The following is a 23,867-nucleotide window of genomic DNA, read 5'->3' on the forward strand; positions in this document are numbered from 1 at the left end:
CGCGGCACCACCGCGGTGGCCGACGGCCCCGCCCCTCGACCCCCTCGACCACCTCGGGAGCACCGCACCCGAACGAACTGGAGACGATCAGTGCCCACCCTCCGAGTCGCCATCGTCGGCGCAGGCCCCGCCGGCATCTACGCCGCCGACATCCTGCTGCGCGAGGCCCACGGCCACGACGTGTCGATCGACCTGTTCGAGCAGCTGCCGGCCCCCTACGGTCTGGTCCGCTACGGCGTCGCCCCGGACCACCCGCGCATCAAGGGGATCATCAACGCCCTGCGCGACGTGCTCGACCGCGGTGTCGTACGCCTGTTCGGCAACGTCCGCTTCGGCGAGGACATCACCCTCGACGACCTCAAGCAGCACTACCACGCGGTCGTGTTCTCGACCGGCGCGATCAAGGACGCCGACCTCGACGTCCCCGGGGTCGAGCTCGACGGGTCCTACGGGGCCGCCGAGTTCGTCAGCTGGTTCGACGGGCACCCCGACGTCCCGCGCACCTGGCCGCTCACCGCCTCGAGCGTCGCGGTCATCGGCAACGGCAACGTCGCCCTCGACGTCTCGCGCATCCTCGCCAAGCACGCCGACGACCTGCTGCCGACCGAGATCCCCGCGAACGTGTACGAGGGACTCAAGGCGTCCCCGGTCACGGACGTGCACGTCTTCGGCCGCCGCGGTCCGGCGCAGGTGAAGTTCACGCCGCTCGAGCTCCGCGAGCTGGGCGAACTCCGCGACGTCGACATGATCGTCTACGACGAGGACTTCGACCACGACGAGGCCTCGAAGACCGCCATCGCCACGAACAAGCAGGTCATGGTGATGAACCGCGTGCTCGAGCAGTGGCGCACCCGCGAGACGGGCCAGGCGAGCCGCCGGCTGCACCTGCACTTCTACGCGAAGCCCCTCGAGATCGTCGGCGAGGACGGGTCCGTCACCGCGATCCGCTACGAGCGCACCCGGCCCAACGGCCAGGGCGGCGTCGAGGGCACCGGCGAGGTCCGCGAGATCCCGGTCCAGGCGGTCTACCGCGCGGTCGGCTACTTCGGCTCGCCCCTGCCCGGCGTCCCGTTCGACGAGCGGCACGGCGTCATCCCGAACCACGAGGGCCAGGTCCTCGGCGACGACAACCAGCAGATCCCGGGGGTCTACGCGACGGGCTGGATCAAGCGTGGACCGGTCGGGCTCATCGGCCACACCAAGTCCGATGCGATGGAGACCGTGCAGCACATCGTGAACGACCAGGCGAGCTGGTGGACGCCCGCCGACCCGTCCGAAGGTGCCATCCCGGCGCTGCTCGCCGAGCGCGGTGTCGAGTACACCGACCTCGACGGCTGGCACAACCTCGATGCCCACGAGCTCGCCCTGGGTGCACCCGAGGGGCGCGAGCGCATCAAGGTCGTCCCGCGCGACGAGATGGTCGACGTGTCCCTCGGTCGCGTCGACGCGCGCACGGGCTCGGCGACGAGCTGACCGGCACGACGCGCACGCCATGACGACCGCACGCCCCGCACCGGCCACCGCGCTGCGGGGCGTGTCCGCGTCCGGGGTCCGGCTCGACGGTGTCGACGTCGCCCGCGCGCTGGCGCTCCTCGGGATGATGGCGACCCACGTCGGCGGGATCGCCGACCAGGTCGACTGGTCCGACCCCGGCACCTGGGCGGCCGTCGCACACGGCCGGTCGTCGTCGCTCTTCGCCGTGCTCGCCGGTGTCTCGATCGGCCTGACGAGCGGTCGGACCGCACCGCCCGGCCCGCCGAGGATCGGCCGCGTCCGCGCCAGGCTCGCCGTCCGCGCGGTCGTGGTCGTCGCCGTCGGGCTGCTCCTGATGGCCCTGGGGACCCCGGTCTACGTGATCCTCCCCACCTACGGCGTCCTGTTCCTGCTCGCCGTCCCGGTGCTCCGGGTCCGCGCCCGCTGGCTGCTCGTGCTCGCCGCGGTGTGCGCCGTGGCCTCGCCGGTGGTCGCGATCGGCATCGCCCCGCTCTACGCCGGCGCGGGCACCTGGGAGGTCCAGCTCGGCCTCGTCTACCCCGTGGTCACCTTCCTGGCGTACGTCCTGGTCGGTCTTGCCCTCGCCAGGGCAGGACTGGAGGCGCGGCGCACCCAGGTGGTCGTCCTCGCGTCCGGCACGGTGGCGGCCGTCGTCGCGTACCTCGTCGGCAACGCGGTCGCGCCGGTGCCCGCCGATGCCGGGTTCGCGTTCCCCGGTGTGCCGTACGCGGGGGAGGGGAGCACCGCCGCCGAGGCCGCCGCGCAGCTGTTCCTGTCGCCCCGGGACCACTCGTCGTCGATCGTCGACGTGGTGGGCACCGCGGGGGTGGCCGTGGCCGTCATCGCGCTCTGCACGCTCGTGTTCGACGGTCGGGGCGAGGTCGTGCGCCGCATCGGGTACCCGCTGGCGGCGGTCGGGTCGATGCCGCTCACGGTGTACGCGGGGCACCTCGTCGTGCTCGCGGCGCTGCCCGAGTACCCGGAGTCGGCGGCCGCGTGGGGGTGGTTCGCGGTCGGCTCGGTCCTGTTCGCGATGCTCTGGCGGCGGTTCCTCGGGCGTGGCCCCCTCGAACGTCTGACCGCCCGGCTCACCCGCATGGTGCCCGAGCCGCGCTGACCGGCCGCGCTGGCGGGCGACGTCGCACGGGGTGGCCAACTCCGCACGGTGCGGGTTCGGCGATCCGGTGCCCCGGCGATCGCTCGGTGCGGCGTTGTTGCTCCGCACGGTGCGGTCACCGGCGCACGGCGTGGTCGACCTCGCGCGGGATGTCCAACTCCGCACGGTGCGGTCACCGGCGCATGGCTTGGTCGACCTCGCACGGGCTGGTCGACTCCGCACGGTGCGGTCACCGGCGCATGGCTTGGTCGACCTCGCACGGGCTGGTCGACTCCGCACGGTGCGGCTTCGGCGATCCGATGCCCCGGCGATCGCTCGGTGCGGCGTTGTAGCTCCGCACGGTGCGGTCACCGGCGCACGGCTTGGTCGACCTCGCACGGGGTGGCCAACTCCGCACGGTGCGGGTTCGGCGATCCCGTGCCCGGGCGATCGCTCGGTGCGGCGTTGTAGCTCCGCACGGTGCGGTCACCGGCGCACGGCTTGGTCGTCATCGCGCGGGATGTCCAACTCCGCACGGTGCGGCTTCGGCGATCCGGTGCCCGGGCGATCGCTCGGTGCGGCGTTGTAGCTCCGCACGGTGCGGTCATCGGCGCACCGGCCGAACAAACTCGCACCGTGCTGGGTGCGAGACGCCCCCGCGACCCAGCCGCGCCCCGCGCCCCAGCCGCGCCCCGCGCCCCAGCCGCGCCCCAGCCGCGCCCCGCGCCCCGCCCCGCGCCCCGCCCCGCGCCCCGCCCGCGCCGGGGCCGACCCGCGCCTCCTGGCCCGCCCGCTACTGCAGCGCCGCCGTGAGCCGCGCGACGTTGTCGAGCACCTTCGACCGCCGCGGCCGGTCCTCCCACGCGTCCAGCGTCAGCTCGAAGCTGTGCTCCTTGTAGGCGGCCTGGACCTCGCGCAGGGCGTCAACGAACCGGCTGCCCCGCACCATGACCGAGACCTCGAGGTTGAGGCTGAACGACCGCATGTCCATGTTGCTCGACCCGATGACGGCCACGTCGTCGTCGATCGTGAAGTGCTTCGCGTGCAGGATCGTCGGCGCGCGGTACAGCCAGATCTTCACGCCGGCCCGGAGCAGCCCCTCGTAGTAGGAGCGCTGTGCGTGCCACGTCATCGCGTGGTCGCCCATCTCGCCGACGAAGAGCTCGACCTCGACCCCGCGCTGCGCCGTGGTGGTGATGGCGTAGAGCATCGAGTCGTCCGGCACGAAGTACGGCGAGGTGATCGACACCTTCTGCTGCGCCGAGTAGAGCAGCGCGTTGAAGAGGCGCAGGTTGTTCTCGCCGTCGAACCCGGGGCCGGACGGCACGACCTGGCAGTCGAGCGCGTCGCCGCGGTCGGCCCGCTGCACGGGATCGCTCTCGCGGAGGAGCAGTTCGTCGGTCTCGCTGTACCAGTCGGTCACGAACAGCGCGTTCAACCCGGCGACCACCGGCCCCTCGAACCGGGCGAAGAGGTCCTTGTACTGCATGCCCTTGTCGATGTGGGACTTGAGGTCGTACGACTTGTCGATGAGGTTCTGCGACCCGGTGAACGCCACCCGGCCGTCGATGACCATGATCTTGCGGTGGTTCCGCAGGTCGGGGCGCTGGAACTTCCCCTGCAACGGCAGGAGCGGCAGCATGAGGTGCCACTCGATGCCGGCGCGGTCCATGAACGCGAGGGTGTCCTTGTAGCCCGGGTAGCCCCGGCTCGCCCAGTGGTCGAGCAGGAAGCGCACGGTGACCCCGCGGGCCTGGGCCCGGGCGAGCGCCTCGAAGAACGGCCGCGTGGTGTCGTCGAGCGTCGCGATGTAGAACTCGACGTGCACGAACCGCCGGGACTCGTCGATCGCCCGGGTCATCTCGGCGATGGACTCGTCGTAGTCGGGGTAGAGCTCCGCGGAGTTGCCGCCGACGAGGGGCATGGCGCCCAGCTCGCGGTTCAGACGGGTGACGCTGTCCAGCCAGGCCGGCCACGGGTGGTCCCGCCGCACGCGCTCGATCCCCTCGGTCTGCTCGAGGATGTACGCGTTGATCTCGGTCTGCTTCTCACGCCGGGCGTGCGGGAGCTTCGTCGACCCGATGACCAGGAAGACGATGAACCCGATGTAGGGGATGAGGAAGATCGCCAGGAGCCAGGCCGTCGCGGTCTGCGGCTTGCGGTTGATCGGGACGTAGATGATCGAGAAGACGCGGATCGCCAGGTCCAACAGGACGAGGAGGACCGTGATCAGGACGCTGAGCCAGTGCTCCACGACGACGGTCGGCGGATCAGCGGAAGTTGATGAACTGCAGCGGCACGTCGAACTCTTCACCCTTGAGGAGCTGGATCGTGTTCTGCAGGTCGTCGCGGCTCTTCGAGGAGACGCGCAGTTCGTCGCCCTGGATCTGGTTCTTCACACTCTTCGGGGCGTTGGCCCGGAGGAAGGCGCCGATCTTCTTCGCGACGTCCTGCTCGATGCCGTTCTTGAACTTCACCTCGATGCGGTACTCCTTGCCGGACGGGTAGGGGTCACCGGCGTCGAGGCTCTTCAGGCTGATGTTGCGCTTGATCGCCTTGCTCTGGAGGACGTCGAGGACGGCCTTGGCGCGCTCCTCGGAGTTCGCCTTGATGAGGACGTCCTCGCCGCTGAAGGCGATCGACGCGTCGGCACCCTTGAAGTCGTACCGTTGTTCGATCTCCTTGGCGGCCTGGTTGAGGGCGTTCTCCGCCTCCATCTTGTCGACCTTGCTGACCACGTCGAAGGAGCTGTCTGCCATGCGGGACAGCCTATCGGCGGACGGGAGGCGCGGTTCGGCACCCACGGACCGGCCTGCGGTGGTCACGAGCACGGTCCCGGATCGGCTATGCTTTCTTGCGCGCCTCCGGTTGGTGACCACACCGGCTGGGAGCGCACACGGCAAGTTACCCAAGCGGCCAAAGGGATCTGACTGTAAATCAGCCGGCGTAGCCTTCGGGGGTTCGAATCCCTCACTTGCCACCATCGGAACGGCCCCGTCCACATCGGACGGGGCCGTTCCGTTTCCGCGAGGATGGTCGCATGCCCTCCGACCTCACCCCCGCCCGGTTCGCCGACCTCGCCGAGTCCATCGCCCGCGAAGCAGCAGCGCTCGCCGCTCGCCGCAGGGCCGAGGGCGTCGAGGTCACCGACAGGAAGTCGAGCGTCGTCGACGTGGTGACGGCGGCGGACCGCGAGGTCGAGGCGCTCATCCGGGCGCGGATCGCGACGGCCCGGCCCGACGACGCCTTCTTCGGGGAGGAGTCCGGCACCGGCTCCGGGACCTCCGGGGTCACCTGGGTCGTGGACCCGATCGACGGGACCGTCAACTACCTCTACGGCAGCGCCGAGTACGGGGTGAGCATCGGCGTCGTCCGCGGCCCGGCCGACCCGACCAGCTGGGAGCCGATCGCCGGCGTGGTCGTCGCACCCGCCACCGGCGTCGTCCACCGCGCCGCCGTGGGCGAGGGCGCGACGCGGGACGGTGCACCGCTCCGTGTCGGCGCACCGGCGTCACTCGCCGAGACGCTCGTCGCCACCGGGTTCGGGTACACCGCCGAGCGTCGCCGGCAGCAGGTCGGGGTGCTCGCCGGACTCATCGGCGAGGTGCGCGACATCCGCCGCGGGGGAGCGGCGTCGCTCGACTGCTGCGCGGTCGGGGCGGGCACGGTGGACGCGTACTACGAGCGGGGGATCAACCCGTGGGACATGGCCGCCGGGTCGATCGTCGCGCGCGAGGCCGGGGCCGAGACCCGCATCTGGGAGGCCGGCAGGACGCGGTCGTTCCTCTTCGCCGCACCCGCCGTCGTGGACGAGCTCGCGGCGCTCCTCCAGCGCCTCGAGGAGTCCGTGCTCGGGGCGTGAACACCCCGTCCCCTCGCTCTGGGGGAGCCGTGTGGTCCGGGCGAGGACTGGCGACACGGTAGGCGTCCTGCTACCGTTCTCGGGTCCCGTTATCTGCTCGTTACCAACGAGCGCACATCGCCCCGATCAGGATCCACGCCGAACACATGCCCCACTCTCCCCTCTCGCCCGTGCACACCGACGGCCCAGCGGACGCTCCCGCACCGGTCGTCCACCTGACCCGACGGGCCCGCATCGAGGCGGAACGCGCGGCGGCGACGGCGGGGGGAGTGCCGGCCGACGTCGAGCACGCGACGGTCGTGGCGGAGGCGAGCAGCGCCTCCCGGCCCGCCCTCGCCGAGCCGGCCTTCGACGAACTGGTCACGCCGGGGACGCCCGTGACGCCGGCCGCTCCGGTGTCGCCCATCGACCTCGCGCCGGCGTCGCCGGCCATGCCCGCGTCGACGGCCTCGCCCGTGACGCCGCCGGCACCATCGTCGCCGGTCGTGGCCACGGGGCCCGCGGTCGCGGCGACCGTCCGCTCCGCCGCCGGCACCCGACGTGTGCTCGGCCAGGTGCCGGCGTCCCGTCGCCCCGCGCGCGCCGCGGCTCCCGTCGCACCCCACGTCGACCGCGCCACCCGGCACATCGCCCGGACGGACCGGTCCACCCGGCCCGCCGTGGCTGCTGCACCGTCGACCGTCCCGCACACGCGGACGCAGGGGGCGTCGTTCCGGCGAGCAGCCTCGCGCGTGACCGCCGTCGGTGCCCTGCTCTTCGTCGCGGGCCTCGTCGTCTCGACGTCCCTGCCGGCCCAGGCGCTCTACACGCCGGAGCCCGGCTCGTCGTCCGCGCGGACCTCGGTGTCCGGTGCGACGCAGTCCCTCAGCGTCGGTGCGGGTGCGGCCGACGCCGAGACGAACCGCGACCAGTACTCGGTGTCCTCGGCCACGCAGTACAAGAACGTCGACGCCTCGAGCTTCACGAACGACCCGAACGGCACGATCCAGTGGCCGTTCCTCACGGGCGTCCCGATCACCTCCGGGTTCGGCGGACGCCAGGTCGAGGGGTGCTCGTTCTGCTCCACGAACCACATGGGCGTCGACTTCGCGCCGGGCGAGGGCACCCCGATCCGGGTCATCGCCGGTGGCACGGTCATCAAGGTGCAGGCGAACGACGGCGGCTTCGGCAACGACGTCTGGGTCGAGCACGACGTCGACGGCAAGCAGTTCGTCAGCGTCTACGGCCACATGGAGGACAACTCCTTCAAGGTCGTCAAGGGCCAGCAGGTCGAGGTCGGCGACGAGCTCGGCCTGGTGGGCAGCACGGGCAACTCGACGGGCCCGCACCTGCACCTCGAGGTCCACGTGGACGGCGTCCCGGTGGACCCGCTGGCGTGGCTCAAGGCCAACGCGAACTAGCGGTTGCGCGCGGCACGCCCGGGCGTCACGCCCGGTTCCTGACCACCGTCGCGGGTCTGCTATCCTCGTGTGGTGCCGCCGAGCGGCACATGCCCCGATAGCTCAGTGGTAGAGCACTTCCATGGTAAGGAAGGGGTCGTCAGTTCAATCCTGACTCGGGGCTCCGACCCGGCGCGGCAGTCGCGCCGGATCCTTGGCGGGGTAGCTCAGTTGGTTAGAGCACACGACTCATAATCGTGGGGTCGCGGGTTCAAGTCCCGCCCTCGCTACCGCAAGCCCGGCGATCCGTTCGCCGGGCTTTCGTCGTTCCCGGGGCGTGGTCGCGCGCCGTGCTGGGCGCGCGCGACCCACCGGTGTCGTGCCTGCTCGGCGGGTGCCGGCTGCCGGCGGGTGCCGACGTCGAACCACGTTCCGGACATCGAGCCAGGGCCGCGACCTGGTTCGACGTCGTCTCCCTGGTTCGAACGCGCGCGGGCGCGCCGGGGTCCGCCGAGTGCATCGTCCCGAGTCCGCACCCCGCTCCGAACATCGCGCCCCGCCGGAACGGGGCGCGGTGTTCGTCACGGGGCGCAGCGCGCAGCGGTGGCAACCGTCCATCCGGCCGGCCGGGCCGCCTGCTCGCGCTACCTGCCGCCGATCGGCCGACGCCGATCGGGGCCGCCGAAGCCGATCGACGCCGCGCCTCCCGCCGGCCGGCCGACGCCGATCGGCGCCGCGCCCCGCGCTACCGCCCGCTCAGGACGCCCGCCTGCCGCAGCGCCCGCTCGATCACGCCCGCCGTGCTGCGCCAGGCGTCGTGCCGCCGCTTCGCACCGATCTCCCCGCCCGACACCGCCGTGCCGTGCCCGGAGTGCCGCAGCGTGATCGTGGTCGACGTCCCCGTGACGGTCGTCGACAGCTCGTACCGTCGGAACTCCCGCGACGGGTGCACGAGCGCCCCGAGCAGGATCGTGAGCAGCCGGTTCCCGGTCGTGGCCGTGAGCGTGCCGCCGGTCGACTCGACGTGGTGGCCGGCCCGCTGCAGTGCGGCACCCGCGGCTTCCATCGCCGTGCACCGATCGCCCGTGTGCACGGCGAACTCGGTCGTGTGGTCCATCGTTCCTCCCCATCCCCAGAAGACCGGCGTCGGTTCCCCCGAACCGCGTCCCACCAGCATAGCCGATGCATACTCATCAACACCGGCCCCCGAGTGGGCGTCGGTAGACTGCCGGACGTGTCAGTGAACCCCGAGCTCGTCGGCAGGACGTTCCCGCCGGCTGCGCCCTACCTCGTCGGTCGTGAGAAGGTGCGCGAGTTCTCCCGCGCCGTGTTCGCGACGAACCCGATCCACCACGAGCCCGACGCCGCCCGCGCCGCCGGGTACGACGACGTCGTCGCCCCGCCGACCTTCGCGGTCGTCGTGCAGGAGGCCACGCTCGCCCAGCTCCTCGCCGAACCCGACGCCGGCATCGACTTCTCGCGCGTCGTCCACGGCGAGCAGGCCTTCACCTACGAGCGGCCCATCGTCGCCGGTGACGAGCTCACCGCGACGCTGACGGTGACGAGCGTGAAGACGCTCGGCGGCAACGCCATGGTCACCGCCGAGAGCACCATGAACGACGCCGCGGGGGAGCACGTCGTCACGGCGACCTCCACCCTCGTGGTCCGAGGAGACGACGCATGACCGCCGCACCCGTGACCGCGCTCGAGGTCGGGACGGTCGTCGCCGAGCGCGAGGTCCACATCACCCGCGACTCGCTCGTCCGCTACGCCGGTGCGTCCGGCGACTTCAACCCGATCCACTACCGGGACGACGTCGCGGCCTCGGTCGGGCTCCCCGGCGTCCTGGCGCACGGCATGCTCACCATGGGCCTCGCCGTCCAGCCGGTGTCCGAGTGGCTCGGCGACCGCGGCTGGGTCGTCCGCTACGGCGTGCGATTCACCCGTCCCGTGGTCGTCGACCCGGAGCAGGGCGCCACCGTCGGCGTCGTCGCCAAGGTCGGCACCGTCGACGACGACGGCCGCCCGCAGCGCATCGACCTCACCGTGACCGCCGCCGGGCAGACCGTGCTCGGCAAGGCGCAGGTCACGGTGGCGTTCCGCTGACCGTGACGGAGCCGGTGCTCGCCGACCTCACGACGCTGCGCGTCGGGGGCTCCGCGGCGCGGCTGCTCACCGCGACCACGACCGACGAGCTCGTCGCACACGTGACCACGGCGTGGGACGACGACGAATGGCTCGTCCTCGGAGGTGGCAGCAACCTCCTCGTCGCCGACGACGGCTTCGACGGCACCGTCGTGCTCGTCCGCACGACCGGCGTGGAGCACGAGTCCGACGGCGACGGCGTCACCGTCCGCGTCGCGGCCGGCGAGCCGTGGGACGCGTTCGTCGCGACGACCGTCGAGCGCGGCTGGACGGGCCTGGAGGCGCTGAGCGGCATCCCGGGCACAGTCGGCGCCGCCCCCGTGCAGAACATCGGCGCCTACGGGGTCGAGCTGTCCGACGTGCTCACCCGGATCGAGTTCCTCGACGCGTCGACGGGGGAGCGCGCGTGGGTACCAGCGGCCGAGCTGGCGCTCGGCTACCGCACCTCGACGCTCAAGCACGGGCGACGGGGCGCGGTGCTGACGGTCGAGTTCCGGCTCGGCACGGCGTCCGACGCCGGGGTCGCGGTCCGCTACGCCCAGCTCGCCGGGTCGCTCGGCGTCGAGCTCGGGGCGTTCGTCGACCCGGTGACCGTGCGGTCCGAGGTCTTGCGGCTCCGCGGGTCCAAGGGCATGGTGCTCGACGCCGACGACCACGACACGTGGAGCGCCGGGTCGTTCTTCACGAACCCGATCGTCTCCGCCGCCTTCGCCGAGACGCTGCCGGCCGAGGCACCGCGCTGGCCGGCGGGCGACGACGTCAAGCTCAGTGCCGCCTGGCTCATCGAGCACGCGGGCGTGCACCGGGGGTACGCCGTGCCCGGGTCCCGCGCGGCGATCTCGTCGAAGCACACGCTCGCGTTGACGAACCGGGGCGGAGCGACCGCCGCCCAGGTGGCGGAGCTCGCCCGCTACGTCCAGGTGACCGTCCTGAACCGCTTCGGGGTGGCGCTCGTGCCGGAACCCGTCGTGGTGGGTGACCTGCTCGCCTGAGCCGAGCCGCGCCTCCTGGCCCCGGACGTGACGACGGCCCACCTCGACGAGGTGGGCCGTCGCGGCGTCCGGGGGACTACGCGAAGAACTTCGCCAGGCGGGCCACGCCCTCGGCGATGTCGTCGTCACCGAGCGCGTACGACAGGCGGAGGTAGCCCGACGGGCCGAAGGCCTCACCCGGGACGACCGCGACCTCGGCGTGCTCGAGGATGAGGTCGGCGAGCTCGAGGGTCGTGGTCGGTGTCGATCCGGCCCACTCGCGGCCGAGGAGCGCCGTGACGTCGGGGTAGACGTAGAAGGCGCCCTGCGGGGTCGGCGTGACGAAGCCCGGGATCGCGTTCAGACCCGCGACGATCGCCTGACGACGGCGGTCGAAGGCCTCGCGCATGGCCGTGACGGGTTCCTGCGGGCCGTTCAGCGCGGCGATCGCGGCGCGCTGCGACACGTTGGACACGTTGCTCGACAGGTGCGACTGCAGGTTCGAGGCCGCCTTCACCGCGTCGGCCGGGCCGATGAACCACCCGACACGCCACCCGGTCATCGCGTACGTCTTGGCGACGCCGTTGACGAGGATCGTCGTGTCGGCGAGGGCGGGGACCGCCTCGAGGATGCCGGTGAACCGGACGCCGTCGTACACGAGGTCCTGGTAGATCTCGTCGCTGATGACCCAGATGCCGTGCTCGAGGGCCCACTCGCCGATGGCCTTCGTCTGCTCGGCGGAGTACACGGCGCCGGTCGGGTTCGACGGCGAGCAGAACAGCAGCGCCTTCGTCTTCGGGGTGCGCGCGGCCTCGAGCTGCTCGACCGTGACGAGGTAGCCCTGGTCGCTGCCGGCGAAGACCTCGACCGGTTCGCCACCGGCCAGGCGGATCGCCTCGGGGTAGGTGGTCCAGTACGGGGCGGGGAGCAGGACCTCGTCGCCGGCGTCGACGATCGTCTGGAACGCCTGGTAGACGGCCTGCTTGCCGCCGTTCGTGACGATCACCCGCGAAGGGTCGACGGTGATGCCGGACTCGCGTGCGGTCTTCTCGGCGATGGCCTGCTTGAGTTCCGGCAGGCCGGTCGCGGGCGTGTACCGGTGGTTCTTCGGGTCCTGGGCGGCCTCGACCGCGGCGTCGACGACGTGCTGGGGCGTCGCGAAGTCCGGCTCGCCGGCGGCGAACGAGATGACCGGTCGGCCGGCGGCCTTCAGCGCCTTGGCCTTGGCATCGACCTTGAGCGTCGCGGACTCGGCGATCGCGGCGATGCGGGACGCGATGCGCGGCCGATCGATGGATGCGGCAGCGGGGTTGGCGGTGGACTCGGGGCCGGGGGCTTCGGTGCTCACGGGTCCCAGCCTATCGGCGCGGCACGCCGGAGCATCCGTCAAGTGGACACCGTGTGACGGACTCCCGTACACTCGACCACCGGAACACGGATCGGTGACGAACCGTGTCCGAAGGGCGGTGGCTCAATTGGTAGAGCAGCGGTCTCCAAAACCGCAGGTTGCAGGTTCGAGTCCTGTCCGCCCTGCACATCTGGAAGGGTAGAAGTTGGCGAGCAAAGACATGGAGACGACGGCGGATGACGTCGTCGCCAAGGCGAAGCAGGACCGGGCCGAGCGCCGCGGTCCGTTCGCTGCCATCGTGCTCTTCATCCGTCAGGTCCTCGGCGAGCTCCGCAAGGTGGTCACGCCGACCCGCAAGGAGCTCTTCAGCTACACGGGTGTCGTCCTGGTCTTCGTCGTCGTGATGATGATCCTGGTGTCGGTCCTCGACTTCGTGTTCGGACTCGGCGTCGGGTACGTGTTCGGCAACGGGCCGACGGCCTGACCCGGACGCCGGCTGTCCTGTCTGCCCACGGACAGGAGTACGGTCGCCCGAGACGGCGCCGGTCGTGAACCGATCCGCCCGCCAACCCGATCCGCATCACCGAACGGAAAGATTCGACAGTGTCTGACAACTCCCGCGACGACATCGACCTCGCCACGGCTGCCGAGCAGTCCTCCGAGGTCGAGGAGAACCAGGAAGGCGACGTCGAGACCGGCGAGGAGCGTTCGGCCGAGTCCGCCGAAGAGCGAGCCATCGAGATCGAGGACGAGGACGACGAGTCCCTCGGCCTGAGCGACGAGCCCGACGACGGCACCGTCGACGCCGGCATCGACGAGGCGCTCACGGCTCTCGCCGAGTCCCGCGACCCCGAGGCCGACGCCGTGGTGGACGACGCGCTCGAGATCGACACCGCCGACGAGGCCGAGGCCGCCGTCGAAGCTGTCGAGGACGAGGAAGAAGTCGAGCTGGAGTCGGAGACGGCAGCCGAGGCCAACGCCACCCTCGCCGCCGACGAGGCCCTCGACGCCGACGACGACGAAGAAGCGGCCGAGGTCGACCCGTACGAGGCCTTCAAGGCCGAGCTGCGGATGAAGCCGGGCAAGTGGTACGTCATCCACTCCTACGCGGGCTTCGAGCGCCGCGTGAAGTCGAACATCGAGAACCGCATGGTGTCGATGTCGATGGAGGACTACATCTACCAGGTCGAGGTCCCGATGGAGGACGTCGTCGAGATCAAGAACGGGCAGCGCAAGCTGGTCACCCGCGTCCGGATCCCCTCGTACGTGCTCGTCCGCATGGACCTCAACGAGGACTCGTGGTCCGTCGTCCGGCATACCCCCGGTGTCACCGGCTTCGTCGGCAACGCGCACAACCCGACGCCGCTCCGCTTCGACGAGGCGTTCGGCATGCTGAAGTCCCTGGTCCAGGTGGCCGAGGCCGCCCCGACCAAGGGCGGCGCGAAGGGCTCCGGCGGCGCGCAGTCCCAGCCGGCGGCCGAGGTCGACTTCGAGATCGGCGAGACGATCACCATCAAGGAAGGCTCGTTCGCGGGTCTGCCCGGGTCGATCTCCGAGATCAAGCCGGAGAGCGGCAAGCTCACGGTCCTCGTCTCGCTGTTCGAGCGCGAGACCCCGGTCGAGCTCAGCTTCGACCAGGTGACGAAGCTCTAGCGCTCGCCAACACCAGCTACACTTATCGAGTTTGGCCCCGCACGCTTCGTGCGTGCGGGGCTTCACCGCGGTCCGGAACGGCCGGGCCAGCGGGAGAGTGCACGGATCCCCGTGCGTTCGATTCCAGGAGGAAGACAAGTCATGGCACCGAAGAAGAAGGTCACGGGCCTGATCAAGCTGCAGATCAACGCGGGCGCCGCCAACCCGGCCCCGCCGATCGGTCCGGCGCTCGGTCAGCACGGCGTCAACATCATGGAGTTCTGCAAGGCGTACAACGCGGCGACCGAGTCGCAGCGTGGCAACGTCGTGCCGGTCGAGATCACCGTCTACGAGGACCGTTCGTTCACGTTCGTCCTCAAGACCCCGCCGGCGGCAGAGCTGATCAAGAAGGCCGCGGGTGTGCAGAAGGGTTCCGCGACCCCGCACACGGTCAAGGTCGCGAAGATCTCGATGGACCAGGTCCGTCAGATCGCCGAGACCAAGCAGGCCGACCTGAACGCCAACGACATCGAGCAGGCCGCGAAGATCATCGCCGGCACCGCACGCTCGATGGGCATCACGGTCGAGGCGTAAGCCCCACCTGCTCAGGCACACACCCAAACACCCTTCCGTGGGAGAGCCGCGCCGGCTCGTCAACCACGTAGCTCCCAAGGAGAACACCATGGCGAAGAAGTCCAAGGCCTACCAGGCCGCGGCCGCGAAGATCGAGGCCGACAAGTTCTACACCCCCGCCGAGGCCGTCGCCCTGGCGAAGGAGACCGGTTCCACCAAGACCGACTCCACCGTCGAGGTCGCCCTCAAGCTCGGCGTCGACCCGCGCAAGGCGGACCAGATGGTCCGTGGCACGGTCATCCTGCCGCACGGCACGGGCAAGACCGCCCGTGTCATCGTCTTCGCCGTGGGCGCTGCGGCTGAGGCCGCCATCGCCGCCGGTGCCGACGAGGTCGGTGGCGACGAGCTCATCGCGAAGGTCGCCGAGGGCTACACCGCCTTCGACTCCGCCGTCGCGACGCCGGAGCTCATGGGCAAGGTCGGTCGTCTCGGCAAGGTGCTCGGCCCGCGTGGCCTCATGCCGAACCCGAAGACCGGCACCGTGACCCCGAACGTGGCGCAGGCCGTCAACGACATCAAGGGCGGCAAGATCGAGTTCCGCGTCGACAAGCACGCCAACGTGCACTTCGTCGTCGGCAAGGCCTCGTTCACGCCGGAGCAGCTCGACGAGAACATCTCGACCGCGCTCGAGGAGATCAACCGCCTCAAGCCGAGCGCCTCGAAGGGCCGCTACATCACGAAGGGCGCCGTCTCGACGACCTTCGGCCCGGGCATCCCGCTCGACGTCAACAGCATCTGATCCACTGATCAGTCCCGACTGGACCCGCACCGGTTTCGGTGCGGGTCCTGTCGCGTCCCCGGCGTGGTCTGCCGGTAGCGTGGCACCGTGCGCACCCTCGTGAACTCGCTCCGGCTGATCGCGGTCATCGCCGTGGTGGCAGCCATCGTCGGGCAGTGGCTCGTCAGCTCGAAGCTCCCGAGCTACAACCCGTGGAACTTCTTCGGGTACTTCACGATCCAGTCGAACATCCTCATCGCGGCGGCGTTCGCCGTGACGCTCGTCGCCGCTGCTCGACACAAGCGGGGTGACCTGCGGGTCAGTGTGTTCCGCGGTGCCTCGACGGTGTACATCGCCACGACCGGTATCGTCTACAACACCCTGCTGACCGGCGTCGACGTCTCGGCGAACGTGCAGTGGTCGAACGACATCCTGCACAAGGTCATGCCGGCGTACGCGGTGCTCGACTGGCTGCTGTTCTCGGATCGCTCGAAGCTGCTGCTCCGGCACGTGTGGTGGTTCCTGCTCTACCCGGCGGTGTGGACGGTCGTCGTACTGGTGCGCGGGGCGACGGACGGCTGGGTCCCGTACCCGTTCCTGAACCCCGACCTCGGCTACGGCGTCGTCGCGCTGTACTGCGTCGGCGTGGGGGTGTCGATCGTCCTGCTCGGCGTGCTCGTGATCGGGATGAGTCGCCTGCGGCTCGTGAAGGTCTAGCTCCGGAAGTCCCGCAGCCGGTCGAGCACGAGGTCGGCGAGCTGGATCAGTCCGCGGATCTGGTCGTCGTCGCGGTCGACCCACCGGCACTCGGGTTCGTCGGCGACCGGGACGAAGCCGTCGTGCCGTTCCCAGACGAACAGGGTGCGGTCCGCCCCGAGGACGTACTGCTGCCACCAGATCTGGCGGAGGTAGTGGCGGGGGATGCTCCGCCAGGCCTTGCCGGTGGTCTTGATCTCGGCGAGGACCACCCGCGACGAGCCGTCGACGCCGACGCCGTCCGGGGTGGCCAGGTGCGCCCGGTTCGTGGCGGCGTGGAAGAGGTGCGCGGACGGCTGGATGCCGTGCGTCGCGGCGACCCAGGCGGCGATGACCGGTTCGCGTTCCTTGCCGTGCTCGGTGAACGAGTTGCCGGAGAACCGGGAGCCGTACCGCTTGTCGGTGACGACCGCCTCGACGGCGTGGAGCGAGGCGAGGCGGGCCACGTCGGTCGCGGTGATCCCCATCGCCCGGGCGCGCAGCCAGGCGACGCGGTCGGACGAGTGCGCGACGATGCGCTCGGTGTGGCCGCGCAGCGCGGTGAAGGCGTCGTGCGCGACGGGTCCCGCCGCCGTGGAGCCAGCCACGGGTGCGACCGACGCCGGAGCTCTGGAGGCGGGTTGCGCCTCCAGACCCGGGTCGAGGTCGCCCCACAGGGTGGGCTGCACGATCGTCACCCGACGATTGTCTCCCCGCGCACCGACGAGACGAAACCGACGCACCGGTGGGACCGGCCCGACGCACCGGTGGGGCCGGCCCGACGCACCGACGAGACGAAGCCGACGCACCGGTGGGACCGGGTCAGGAGACGAGCTGCCGCCCCTCGGCGAACGTCACGAGCTCGTCGATCCCTGCGGGGGAGAGCGCGTACCCGATGGCGAGCGCCGCCGCCCCCTGCAGTGCCGCGAGCGAGCCAGCGCGGGACTGCGCGATCACGAGGTGCTCCGTGGCGAGGGGCATCGAGCGGGAGTACACCACCTCGCGCACCCCGGCCAGCAGGTGTTCCCCGGCCTGCGTGATCGATCCGCCGAGCGTGATGACCGACGGGTTCATGAGCGAGACGCAGGTCGCGAGGACCTCGCCGATGTCCCGACCCGCTTGCCGGACGGCCTGGATGGCGTCCAGGTCCGACCGGTTCACGAGCTCCAGGACGGCCGCGCTCGAGTGCACGTCATGGCCCTTCGCGCGGAGCCGCCGGGCGATCGCGGGCCCGGAGGCGACGGCTTCGAGGCACCCGGTGTTCCCGCAGTGGCACGGCACGTCGCCTGCGCTCGAGACCCGGACGTGGCCGATGTCCCCAGCGGTGCCCTGGGCGCCGCGCCGGAGCTCGCCGTCCGAGACGATCCCGGAGCCGATGCCGGTGGCGACCTTGACGAAGAGCAGGTGGTCGACACCGGGCCAGGCGTGCTCGCGTTCGCCGAGGGCCGCGATGTTCACGTCGTTGTCGAGCAGCACGTGGGCCGCGATGTTCGCGCGGAGCCAGCCGGGCACGTCGAAGCCGTCCCAGCCGGGCATGATCGGGGGGTTCGCGGGGCGGCCGGTGGAGAACTCGACCGGCCCCGGCACGCCGATGCCGATCGCGATGACGTCGTCCCGGGCGCGACCGACCTCGTCGAGGAGCGAGTCGATGGTCTCGACGAGCCACGTGAGCGTGGGGACCGGGCCGGCGGCGATGTCGATGCGGGCCTCGCGGGTGGCGAGCGGCCGAGCGACCAGGTCGGTGACGGCGACGCGGCCGTGGGAGGCGCCGAGGTCGGCGGCGACCACGAGTCGGGCGCGGGGCATCAGCGCCACCTGCGCAGGCGGGCGTCCGCCCGTGGACGCCGCGGTGTCCACGGGCCCGACGAGCCCGACCTCGATGAGGGCATCGAGGCGCACGCCGATCGTGGAGCGCGCGAGTCCTGTCAGGCTGGCGAGTTCGGCCCGGGTCCGTGGCACGCCGTCGCGCAGGATCTGGAAGAGCTCGCTCGTCCCGACCGGAGGCGACGCTGCCGTCCGGTTCAAGTCGACCATGTGGGGGAGTGAAGCACACATCGAACGCGCCACGCAACGAAGTCCGTCGAACGTGATCGAACTTCTGCTTGACCGCCGACAAAAGTGGTCATAGTGTGACGCTCGGTCGACGACGACCACACCATCTCGACGAGGAGAACCCCTGGTGACCCAACCGCTCTCGGTCCAGCTCTACACAGTCCGTGACGCCCTCGCTGCCGATCTGCCCGGCACGCTGCAGCGCATCGCCGACATCGGCTACACGAACGTCGAGGCGTTCGGCTTCGTCGACCGGGCCGAAGCGCTCCGCGACGCCCTCGCCGCGGCGGGACTGCAGAGCCCGAGCGGCCACGCACGGCTGCTGGACGCCGGCGAGCAGGACCTCGAGCAGATCTTCCACGCGAGCGTCACCGTCGGTCTCACGACCCTGATCGACCCGCACATCGACGAGGCCCGCTGGACCACCCGCGAGGACGTCGAGGCCATCGCCCGCGAGCTGAGCGCCCTCGCGCCTCGTGCGGCGGACCACGGTCTCGCCCTCGGCTACCACAACCACGCGTTCGAGTTCTCGAACCGCATCGACGGCGTCTCCGCCTACGAGGTCTTCGCCGACGCGCTGTCCGACGACGTCGTGCTCGAGCTCGACACCTACTGGGTGCAGGTCGGCGGGGACGACCCGGTCGCGATCATCCGCAAGTACGGCGAGAAGGTCCAGTTCCTGCACGTCAAGGACGGCGACGGCTCGCACGACGACAAGAAGCAGGTCGCCGTGGGCAACGGCATCATGCCGATCCGCGAGATCATCGCCGCGGCGCCGGACGCGCTCCACGTCGTCGAGCTCGACGACCACGAGGGCGACGTCTTCCAGGCCGTCACCGACTCCTACACGTTCCTCGAGGGGGCCCGCGCATGACCGACACCACCACCACGACCGAGACCGGCGCGACCCGGACCACCCGCACCGGTCCGGTCGGCGTCGGCGTCATCGGCGCCGGGGTCATCTCGGACCAGTACCTCTCGAACCTCACCGTCTTCCCCGACGTCACGGTGCACGCCATCGCCGACATCGACCTGCCCCGTGCAGCGGCGCAGGCGGAGAAGTGGGGCGTCGCCGGGTCCGGCACCGTCGAGGAGCTCCTGGCGAACGACGACATCGAGATCGTCGTCAACCTGACGATCCCGGCCGCCCACGTCGAGGTCGCCCTCAAGGCCCTCGCCGCCGGCAAGCACGTCTGGGGCGAGAAGCCCTACGCTCTCGACCGCGCGAGCGCCGCCGAGCTCCGGGACGCCGCCCGCGCCGCCGGCAAGACCGTCAGCGTCGCACCGGACACGTTCCTCGGTGCCGGCCTGCAGACCGCGCTCCGGACCATCCGCGACGGCCGCATCGGCACGCCGCTCAACGGTCTGACGCTGTTCCAGAGCCCCGGCCCCGAGTCGTGGCACCCGAGCCCCGAGTTCCTGTTCGCGTACGGCGCCGGTCCGCTCTTCGACATCGGCCCGTACTACATCACGACCCTCGTGCAGGCGTTCGGCCCGGTGAAGAAGGTCACGGCCACCGCGTCGAAGTCCCGCGCGACCCGGACGATCGGCTCCGGCCCGAAGGCCGGCACCGAGTTCCCGGTCGAGGTCCCGACGAACCACTCGGCCCTCATCGAGTTCGAGAACGGCGGGAGCGCGCAGAGCGTCTTCTCGTTCGAGTCCGACCGTGGTCGCACCGGCTTCGTCGAGATCGCGGGCGAGACCGGCACGGTCGTGTTCCCGGACCCGAACAACTTCGACGGCGACACCGAGCTCTACGCGCACGGCGCCGACGAGCCCGAGACGATCCCCGCCGTGGGGTCCACCTACTCGCGCGGTACCGGCGTGGTCGACCTGGCCCGCTCGCTCCGCGCCGGCGAGGAGAACCGGGTCCCCGGTGCCCTCGCCTTCCACGTCCTCGACGTGATGGTCTCCATCGCCGAGGCGGCCGAACGTGGTGAGGCGGTGCTCGTGGAGAGCACCGTCGCACCCTCCCCGACCCTCCCCGAGGGCTGGGACCCCGCGGCGTCGACCCTGGCCTGACCGCCAGGCCCGGTCGGTGGCCGTCCGACGACGGACGTCCGCCGACCGGGACCGACACCGCTGCACACAGCAGCACCCGACAGCACGACCAGCACCACCACCTGCACCATCTCAACGACGAGAAAGTAGAGAGTCATGCGCACTGCCATCCGCGCACTGGCCATCACCGCGGCCGCGGCACTCACCGTGACCGGCCTCGCAGCCTGCTCCTCCGGATCGTCCGGTTCGTCCGGCGACTCCAAGACGCTCACCTACTGGGCGTCCAACCAGGGCACGTCGCTCCAGAACGACAAGGAGGTGCTGACCCCCGTCCTGAAGAAGTTCACGAAGGAGACCGGGATCAAGGTCAACCTCCAGGTCATCGGCTGGAACGACCTGCAGAACAAGATCCAGACCGCCGTCACCTCGGGCCAGGGCCCGGACGTCGTCAACATCGGCAACACCTGGGCGACCTCGCTCCAGGCCACCGGCGCCTTCCAGGAGTTCGGTGACTCGGAGATGAAGGCGATCGGCGGCGCCGACAAGTTCGGCAAGGTCGCGCTCTCGACCGGTGGCGCACCGGGCAAGACCGTCACGAGCGTCCCGCTCTACGGCCTCGCCTACGGTCTGTACTACAACAAGCAGATGTTCAAGGACGCCGGCATCGAGGCGCCGACGACGTGGGAGGACCTCGTCTCGGACGCCAAGAAGCTCACCACCGACGGCAAGTACGGCTTCACCATCGCCGGTGGCTCATACACCGAGAACGCGCACTTCGCGTTCATCAACTCGGCGCAGAACGGTGGCGAGTGGTTCGACTCGAAGGGCAACCCGACCTTCACCCAGAAGGCGAACGTGGACGGCATCCGCCGGTACCTCGACCTGATGCAGAGCGACAAGGTCGTCAACACCTCGAACGCCCAGTACGACAACGGCACCCAGGCGGTCTCGGACTTCGCGAACAAGAAGGCCGCGATGATGCTGACGCAGAACAACGCCAACTCGACGATCACGTCGAACGGCATGTCCGCCGACGACTTCGGCGTGGTGCCCTTCCCGGCGCCGCAGGGCGGCAAGGACATCGCGTCCTTCCCGGCCGGCATCAACCTGTCCATCTTCAAGAACACGAAGAACAAGGACGGCGCCCTGAAGTTCGTCAAGTACATGACGAGCGAGGACACCCAGGCCACGCTCGACAAGCCGTACTCGGCCCTGCCGGTGCTCGCCTCCGCTGCTGACTCGGTCACCGACGAGCAGACGAAGACGTTCCTCGACATCTACAACAACAAGGCGAAGCCGCTCCCGCTGGTCCCCGCCGAGGACCAGTTCGAGTCCACGGTCGGCAAGGCGATGAACGACATGTTCGCCAAGATCGCCACCGGCGGTTCGGTGTCCGACAGCGACATCAAGACCGCGCTCAAGACCGCCCAGGACCAGGTGTCCCAGGCGAACGGCTGATCGAGCCAGGAGGCCCGGGTCGCGTCCGACAGGACGCGCCCGGGCCTCCACCCCTCAGGTCCACGGCCCGACCACCCGGGTGGACGACCTGCGGTTCCTCACCCGGCCACGCGCCGGGGGTGAGCCGATCGGCTCACGCATGCCGCGCCTCCCGACCGCTGCCACGGTCCGCGCGAAGCACCCGATCCCCTTCCTGCCGAAAGGCCCCCGCTCATGTCCACCTCGGTCCTGCCTGACTCCGAGCGCATCGACCTGACCCACACGAAGGCCCCGACGACGTCGGGCCGTCCGCCAGGTCGGAAGCGCAAGACCCACTGGCTGCCCTACGCGCTCGTCGCCCCGGCCATCCTCTTCGAGCTGCTGATCCACATCGTGCCGATGCTCACCGGCATCTGGATCTCGTTCATCCAGCTCACCAAGTACTTCATCGCGAACTGGGGCGCCGCTCCGTTCGCCGGGCTGCGCAACTACTCGGTCGTCGTCGACTTCAACCAGGCGATCGGCCAGGGCGTCCTCAACTCGTTCCTCATCACCTGCGCCTTCACGGTGCTCGTGGTCGGACTCTCGTGGAGCTTCGGCATGGCCGCCGCGGTCGCGCTGCAGAAGCCGTTCCGGGGCCGCGGACTCTTCCGCACGCTCTTCCTCGTGCCCTACGCGCTGCCGATGTACGCCGGCATCATCACCTGGAAGTTCATGTTCCAGCGTGACTCCGGTGCGATCAACCACATCCTGGTCGACCAGCTGCACCTCTTCGGCGGCCAGGGACCGTTCTGGCTGATCGGCTCGAACGCCTTCGTCTCGGTCGTCGTCGTGGCGATCTGGAAGACCTGGCCGTTCGCGTTCCTGATGCTCATGGCGGGCCTGCAGTCCGTGCCGAACGACGTGTACGAGGCGGCATCTGTCGACGGCGCGAAGCCCTTCCGCCAGTGGCGCTCGATCACCCTGCCGATGGTGCGTCCGGTCAACGTGACGCTCGTGCTCGTGATGTTCCTCTGGACGTTCAACGACTTCAACACGCCGTTCGTCCTGTTCGGCTCGACCGCCCAGCCCCCGGCCGCGGACCTGCTGAGCTTCCACATCTACAACGCGTCGTTCATCACCTGGAACTTCGGCTCCGGTGCCGCGATGAGCGTCCTGCTCCTCATCTTCCTGCTCATCGTCACCGGCATCTACCTCGCCGTGACCAACCGGAGGTCCGTCCGTGCGTGAGACAGTCGGCGCCAAGTCCTTCAAGGTCGTGACCCTGGTCGTCCTGACCCTGTTCACGGTCGTCCCGCTCTACGTGATGATCACCACGGCCATCAAGCCGCTCGGTGACGTGCAGAACGACTTCACGTGGATCCCGACCCACATCACCCTGCAGCCGTTCATCGACATGTGGTCGACGGTCCCGCTCGGGCAGTACTTCATCAACTCCCTGGTGGTCTGCACCGTCGCGACGGTGTTCTCGCTGATCATCGCGACCTTCGCCGCCTACGGTGTCTCGCGCTGGAACTTCAAGGGCAAGAGCACCTTCACCACCGCGGTGCTCTCCACCCAGATGTTCCCCGGCGTGCTGTTCCTGCTCCCGCTGTTCCTCATCTTCACGAACCTCGGGAACGCGCTCGGCATCCAGCTCGTCGGGTCGTGGCTCGGCCTGATCATCACCTACCTGACGTTCACGCTGCCGTTCTCGATCTGGATGCTCGCGGGCTACTTCGAGACCATCCCGCGGGAGCTCGACGAGGCCGCGATGGTGGACGGCTCCGGACCGATGGGCGCCCTGTTCCGGGTGATCCTGCCGTCCGCCCGTCCGGGCCTCGTCGCGGTCGGCATCTACTCGTTCATGACGGCATGGGGCGAGGTGCTCTTCGCCTCGGTGATGACGAACGGCAACGGGCAGACGCTCGCGGTCGGTCTGCAGCAATACTCGACGCAGACGAACGTGTACTGGAACCAGATCATGGCGGCGTCGCTCGTCGTGTCGATCCCGGTCGTGATCGCGTTCCTCATCGTGCAGCGCCAGTTCGTCGCCGGTCTGACGGCCGGTGCGGTGAAGTAGGCAGGACCGCCTGACGGGAGGCGGGGGGGGGGGGGGGCCCCCCCCCCCCCCCCCCCCCCCCCCGCGGCCCGGGGCCCCCCCGCCGGGCGGGCCGGCGCCGGGCGCCGCGCGGGCGCGCCCCCCCCCGCGGGCGCGGCCGCGGCCGGCCGGGGGCCGGACGAGCCGACGAGCGTGCGGCTGACGAGTTCCTTGCGGCTCGCGGCTCGGAAGAGCGACTGGTGGAGGACGGCCACGCCGACGTTCGCCTCGACCAGGTCGAGGGTGGCGTCGACGTCGGCCGGCACCGGGCCGGGGTCCACCAC

General features: G+C 70.4%; 23 protein-coding genes and 4 tRNA genes. 21 read left to right on the forward strand and 6 right to left on the reverse strand.

The features are described from left to right. Nucleotides 1–90 precede the first annotated feature (90 nt). Nucleotides 91–1,473, forward strand: coding sequence for an FAD-dependent oxidoreductase (locus ACIQUC_RS17210; RefSeq protein WP_022906445.1), 1,383 nt, complete (start codon nt 91–93; stop codon nt 1,471–1,473). Nucleotides 1,474–1,492: 19 nt separating this feature from the next. Next, on the forward strand, nt 1,493–2,611 hold the full coding sequence (locus ACIQUC_RS17215; protein WP_402269281.1) for a heparan-alpha-glucosaminide N-acetyltransferase domain-containing protein: 1,119 nt from the start codon (nt 1,493–1,495) through the stop codon (nt 2,609–2,611). 772 nt (nt 2,612–3,383) lie between these two features. On the opposite strand, the gene cls is transcribed toward ACIQUC_RS17215, so the two are convergent. Both cls and ACIQUC_RS17225 read right to left on the reverse strand, forming a co-directional pair. Beyond that, a complete protein-coding gene (gene cls / locus ACIQUC_RS17220; protein ID WP_402269283.1) occupies nt 3,384–4,844 on the reverse strand; it encodes a cardiolipin synthase in 1,461 nt (486 codons plus the stop codon). A gap of 16 nt (nt 4,845–4,860) precedes the next feature. Continuing rightward, on the reverse strand, nt 4,861–5,349 hold the full coding sequence (locus tag ACIQUC_RS17225) for a YajQ family cyclic di-GMP-binding protein (RefSeq protein ID WP_022906448.1): 489 nt from the start codon (nt 5,347–5,349) through the stop codon (nt 4,861–4,863). Between the two features lie 139 nt (nt 5,350–5,488). Here ACIQUC_RS17225 and ACIQUC_RS17230 point away from each other — a divergent pair. The 5 genes from ACIQUC_RS17230 (at nt 5,489) to ACIQUC_RS17250 (ending at nt 8,121) form a co-directional block, all read left to right on the forward strand. Continuing rightward, nucleotides 5,489–5,573, forward strand: a tRNA-Tyr gene (locus ACIQUC_RS17230). A 57-nt stretch (nt 5,574–5,630) separates the two neighbouring features. Then, nucleotides 5,631–6,452 carry an inositol monophosphatase family protein gene (locus tag ACIQUC_RS17235; protein ID WP_402269285.1) on the forward strand — a complete coding sequence of 274 codons (822 nt, stop codon included), beginning with the start codon at nt 5,631–5,633 and terminating at the stop codon, nt 6,450–6,452. 146 nt (nt 6,453–6,598) lie between these two features. After that, nucleotides 6,599–7,852 carry a peptidoglycan DD-metalloendopeptidase family protein gene (locus ACIQUC_RS17240; RefSeq protein ID WP_402269287.1) on the forward strand — a complete coding sequence of 418 codons (1,254 nt, stop codon included), beginning with the start codon at nt 6,599–6,601 and terminating at the stop codon, nt 7,850–7,852. Between the two features lie 91 nt (nt 7,853–7,943). After that, nucleotides 7,944–8,015 (forward strand) — tRNA-Thr (locus ACIQUC_RS17245). Nucleotides 8,016–8,047: 32 nt separating this feature from the next. Next, nucleotides 8,048–8,121, forward strand: a tRNA-Met gene (locus ACIQUC_RS17250). A gap of 455 nt (nt 8,122–8,576) precedes the next feature. Here the strand turns inward: ACIQUC_RS17250 and ACIQUC_RS17255 are convergent. Then, complete coding sequence (locus tag ACIQUC_RS17255; protein ID WP_022906452.1) at nt 8,577–8,948, reverse strand: hypothetical protein; 372 nt, start codon at nt 8,946–8,948, stop codon at nt 8,577–8,579. 117 nt (nt 8,949–9,065) lie between these two features. Here ACIQUC_RS17255 and ACIQUC_RS17260 point away from each other — a divergent pair, with 117 nt between their 5' ends. The 3 genes from ACIQUC_RS17260 to ACIQUC_RS17270 are packed head-to-tail and all read left to right on the forward strand — an operon-like array spanning nt 9,066 to nt 10,968. Next, nucleotides 9,066–9,515 carry a MaoC family dehydratase N-terminal domain-containing protein gene (locus tag ACIQUC_RS17260; protein ID WP_083857901.1) on the forward strand — a complete coding sequence of 150 codons (450 nt, stop codon included), beginning with the start codon at nt 9,066–9,068 and terminating at the stop codon, nt 9,513–9,515. Beyond that, nucleotides 9,512–9,937: a MaoC/PaaZ C-terminal domain-containing protein gene (locus tag ACIQUC_RS17265; protein ID WP_402269289.1), complete on the forward strand. Its 426-nt coding sequence runs from the start codon at nt 9,512–9,514 to the stop codon at nt 9,935–9,937. The genes ACIQUC_RS17260 and ACIQUC_RS17265 overlap by 4 nt, the downstream gene beginning before the upstream one ends. A 2-nt stretch (nt 9,938–9,939) precedes the next feature. Beyond that, a complete protein-coding gene (locus tag ACIQUC_RS17270; protein WP_402269291.1) occupies nt 9,940–10,968 on the forward strand; it encodes a UDP-N-acetylmuramate dehydrogenase in 1,029 nt (342 codons plus the stop codon). A 76-nt stretch (nt 10,969–11,044) separates the two neighbouring features. Here ACIQUC_RS17270 and ACIQUC_RS17275 read toward each other — a convergent pair whose 3' ends face one another. Continuing rightward, nucleotides 11,045–12,241, reverse strand: coding sequence for a pyridoxal phosphate-dependent aminotransferase (locus tag ACIQUC_RS17275; RefSeq protein WP_402269319.1), 1,197 nt, complete (start codon nt 12,239–12,241; stop codon nt 11,045–11,047). A gap of 166 nt (nt 12,242–12,407) precedes the next feature. Here ACIQUC_RS17275 and ACIQUC_RS17280 point away from each other — a divergent pair. The 6 genes from ACIQUC_RS17280 (at nt 12,408) to ACIQUC_RS17305 (ending at nt 15,995) form a co-directional block, all read left to right on the forward strand. Continuing rightward, nucleotides 12,408–12,480: transfer RNA gene (locus ACIQUC_RS17280), tRNA-Trp, on the forward strand. 35 nt (nt 12,481–12,515) lie between these two features. After that, nucleotides 12,516–12,779 carry a preprotein translocase subunit SecE gene (secE, locus tag ACIQUC_RS17285; RefSeq protein WP_370871658.1) on the forward strand — a complete coding sequence of 88 codons (264 nt, stop codon included), beginning with the start codon at nt 12,516–12,518 and terminating at the stop codon, nt 12,777–12,779. A 119-nt stretch (nt 12,780–12,898) separates the two neighbouring features. Beyond that, nucleotides 12,899–13,948: a transcription termination/antitermination protein NusG gene (gene nusG, locus ACIQUC_RS17290; protein ID WP_022906458.1), complete on the forward strand. Its 1,050-nt coding sequence runs from the start codon at nt 12,899–12,901 to the stop codon at nt 13,946–13,948. Between the two features lie 141 nt (nt 13,949–14,089). Next, nucleotides 14,090–14,521 carry a 50S ribosomal protein L11 gene (rplK, locus tag ACIQUC_RS17295; RefSeq protein WP_022906459.1) on the forward strand — a complete coding sequence of 144 codons (432 nt, stop codon included), beginning with the start codon at nt 14,090–14,092 and terminating at the stop codon, nt 14,519–14,521. Nucleotides 14,522–14,609: 88 nt separating this feature from the next. Next, nucleotides 14,610–15,299, forward strand: a complete 690-nt coding sequence (gene rplA / locus ACIQUC_RS17300) for a 50S ribosomal protein L1 (RefSeq protein ID WP_022906460.1) — start codon at nt 14,610–14,612, stop codon at nt 15,297–15,299. A gap of 87 nt (nt 15,300–15,386) precedes the next feature. Beyond that, nucleotides 15,387–15,995, forward strand: a complete 609-nt coding sequence (locus tag ACIQUC_RS17305; protein ID WP_042723687.1) for a Pr6Pr family membrane protein — start codon at nt 15,387–15,389, stop codon at nt 15,993–15,995. Here ACIQUC_RS17305 and ACIQUC_RS17310 read toward each other — a convergent pair. Further along, nucleotides 15,992–16,711, reverse strand: a complete 720-nt coding sequence (locus tag ACIQUC_RS17310) for a YqaJ viral recombinase family protein (protein ID WP_402269295.1) — start codon at nt 16,709–16,711, stop codon at nt 15,992–15,994. The two genes, ACIQUC_RS17305 and ACIQUC_RS17310, sit on opposite strands and share 4 nt — an antisense overlap. Before the next feature lie 124 nt (nt 16,712–16,835). Then, nucleotides 16,836–18,047, reverse strand: coding sequence for an ROK family protein (locus ACIQUC_RS17315; protein WP_402269297.1), 1,212 nt, complete (start codon nt 18,045–18,047; stop codon nt 16,836–16,838). Between the two features lie 145 nt (nt 18,048–18,192). Between ACIQUC_RS17315 and ACIQUC_RS17320 the strand changes: the two genes are divergently transcribed. The 5 genes from ACIQUC_RS17320 to ACIQUC_RS17340 all read left to right on the forward strand — a co-directional run bounded on the left by ACIQUC_RS17320 (nt 18,193) and on the right by ACIQUC_RS17340 (nt 23,565). Beyond that, nucleotides 18,193–18,939 carry a sugar phosphate isomerase/epimerase family protein gene (locus ACIQUC_RS17320; protein WP_402269299.1) on the forward strand — a complete coding sequence of 249 codons (747 nt, stop codon included), beginning with the start codon at nt 18,193–18,195 and terminating at the stop codon, nt 18,937–18,939. Next, entirely contained in the window at nt 18,936–20,087 is a 1,152-nt protein-coding gene (locus ACIQUC_RS17325) for a Gfo/Idh/MocA family protein (RefSeq protein ID WP_022906463.1), read from the forward strand. The genes ACIQUC_RS17320 and ACIQUC_RS17325 overlap by 4 nt, the downstream gene beginning before the upstream one ends. 135 nt (nt 20,088–20,222) lie before the next feature. Beyond that, nucleotides 20,223–21,524, forward strand: a complete 1,302-nt coding sequence (locus tag ACIQUC_RS17330; protein ID WP_022906464.1) for a sugar ABC transporter substrate-binding protein — start codon at nt 20,223–20,225, stop codon at nt 21,522–21,524. A gap of 213 nt (nt 21,525–21,737) precedes the next feature. After that, nucleotides 21,738–22,733, forward strand: coding sequence for a carbohydrate ABC transporter permease (locus ACIQUC_RS17335; RefSeq protein WP_022906465.1), 996 nt, complete (start codon nt 21,738–21,740; stop codon nt 22,731–22,733). Then, nucleotides 22,726–23,565 (forward strand): carbohydrate ABC transporter permease, encoded by an 840-nt coding sequence (locus ACIQUC_RS17340; protein WP_022906466.1) that lies wholly within the window; start codon nt 22,726–22,728, stop codon nt 23,563–23,565. Before ACIQUC_RS17335 ends, ACIQUC_RS17340 begins: the two co-directional genes overlap by 8 nt. Nucleotides 23,566–23,867: the final 302 nt, after the last annotated feature.

It is taken from the genome of Curtobacterium sp. NPDC098951 (genome assembly GCF_044759965.1).
GTDB lineage: Bacteria > Actinomycetota > Actinomycetes > Actinomycetales > Microbacteriaceae > Curtobacterium.

Bases quoted from the DNA above. Each gene is read 5' to 3' on its own strand.
- ACIQUC_RS17265 (WP_402269289.1), top strand. From the start codon at position 9,512: ATGACCGCCGCACCCGTGACCGCGCTCGAGGTCGGGACGGTCGTCGCC.
- ACIQUC_RS17255 (WP_022906452.1), bottom strand. From the start codon at position 8,948: ATGGACCACACGACCGAGTTCGCCGTGCACACGGGCGATCGGTGCACG.
- secE (WP_370871658.1), top strand. From the start codon at position 12,516: ATGGAGACGACGGCGGATGACGTCGTCGCCAAGGCGAAGCAGGACCGG.
- rplK (WP_022906459.1), top strand. From the start codon at position 14,090: ATGGCACCGAAGAAGAAGGTCACGGGCCTGATCAAGCTGCAGATCAAC.
- ACIQUC_RS17325 (WP_022906463.1), top strand. From the start codon at position 18,936: ATGACCGACACCACCACCACGACCGAGACCGGCGCGACCCGGACCACC.
- ACIQUC_RS17225 (WP_022906448.1), bottom strand. From the start codon at position 5,349: ATGGCAGACAGCTCCTTCGACGTGGTCAGCAAGGTCGACAAGATGGAG.
- ACIQUC_RS17235 (WP_402269285.1), top strand. From the start codon at position 5,631: ATGCCCTCCGACCTCACCCCCGCCCGGTTCGCCGACCTCGCCGAGTCC.
- rplA (WP_022906460.1), top strand. From the start codon at position 14,610: ATGGCGAAGAAGTCCAAGGCCTACCAGGCCGCGGCCGCGAAGATCGAG.
- ACIQUC_RS17215 (WP_402269281.1), top strand. From the start codon at position 1,493: ATGACGACCGCACGCCCCGCACCGGCCACCGCGCTGCGGGGCGTGTCC.
- ACIQUC_RS17315 (WP_402269297.1), bottom strand. From the start codon at position 18,047: ATGGTCGACTTGAACCGGACGGCAGCGTCGCCTCCGGTCGGGACGAGC.
- ACIQUC_RS17240 (WP_402269287.1), top strand. From the start codon at position 6,599: ATGCCCCACTCTCCCCTCTCGCCCGTGCACACCGACGGCCCAGCGGAC.
- ACIQUC_RS17330 (WP_022906464.1), top strand. From the start codon at position 20,223: ATGCGCACTGCCATCCGCGCACTGGCCATCACCGCGGCCGCGGCACTC.
- ACIQUC_RS17335 (WP_022906465.1), top strand. From the start codon at position 21,738: ATGTCCACCTCGGTCCTGCCTGACTCCGAGCGCATCGACCTGACCCAC.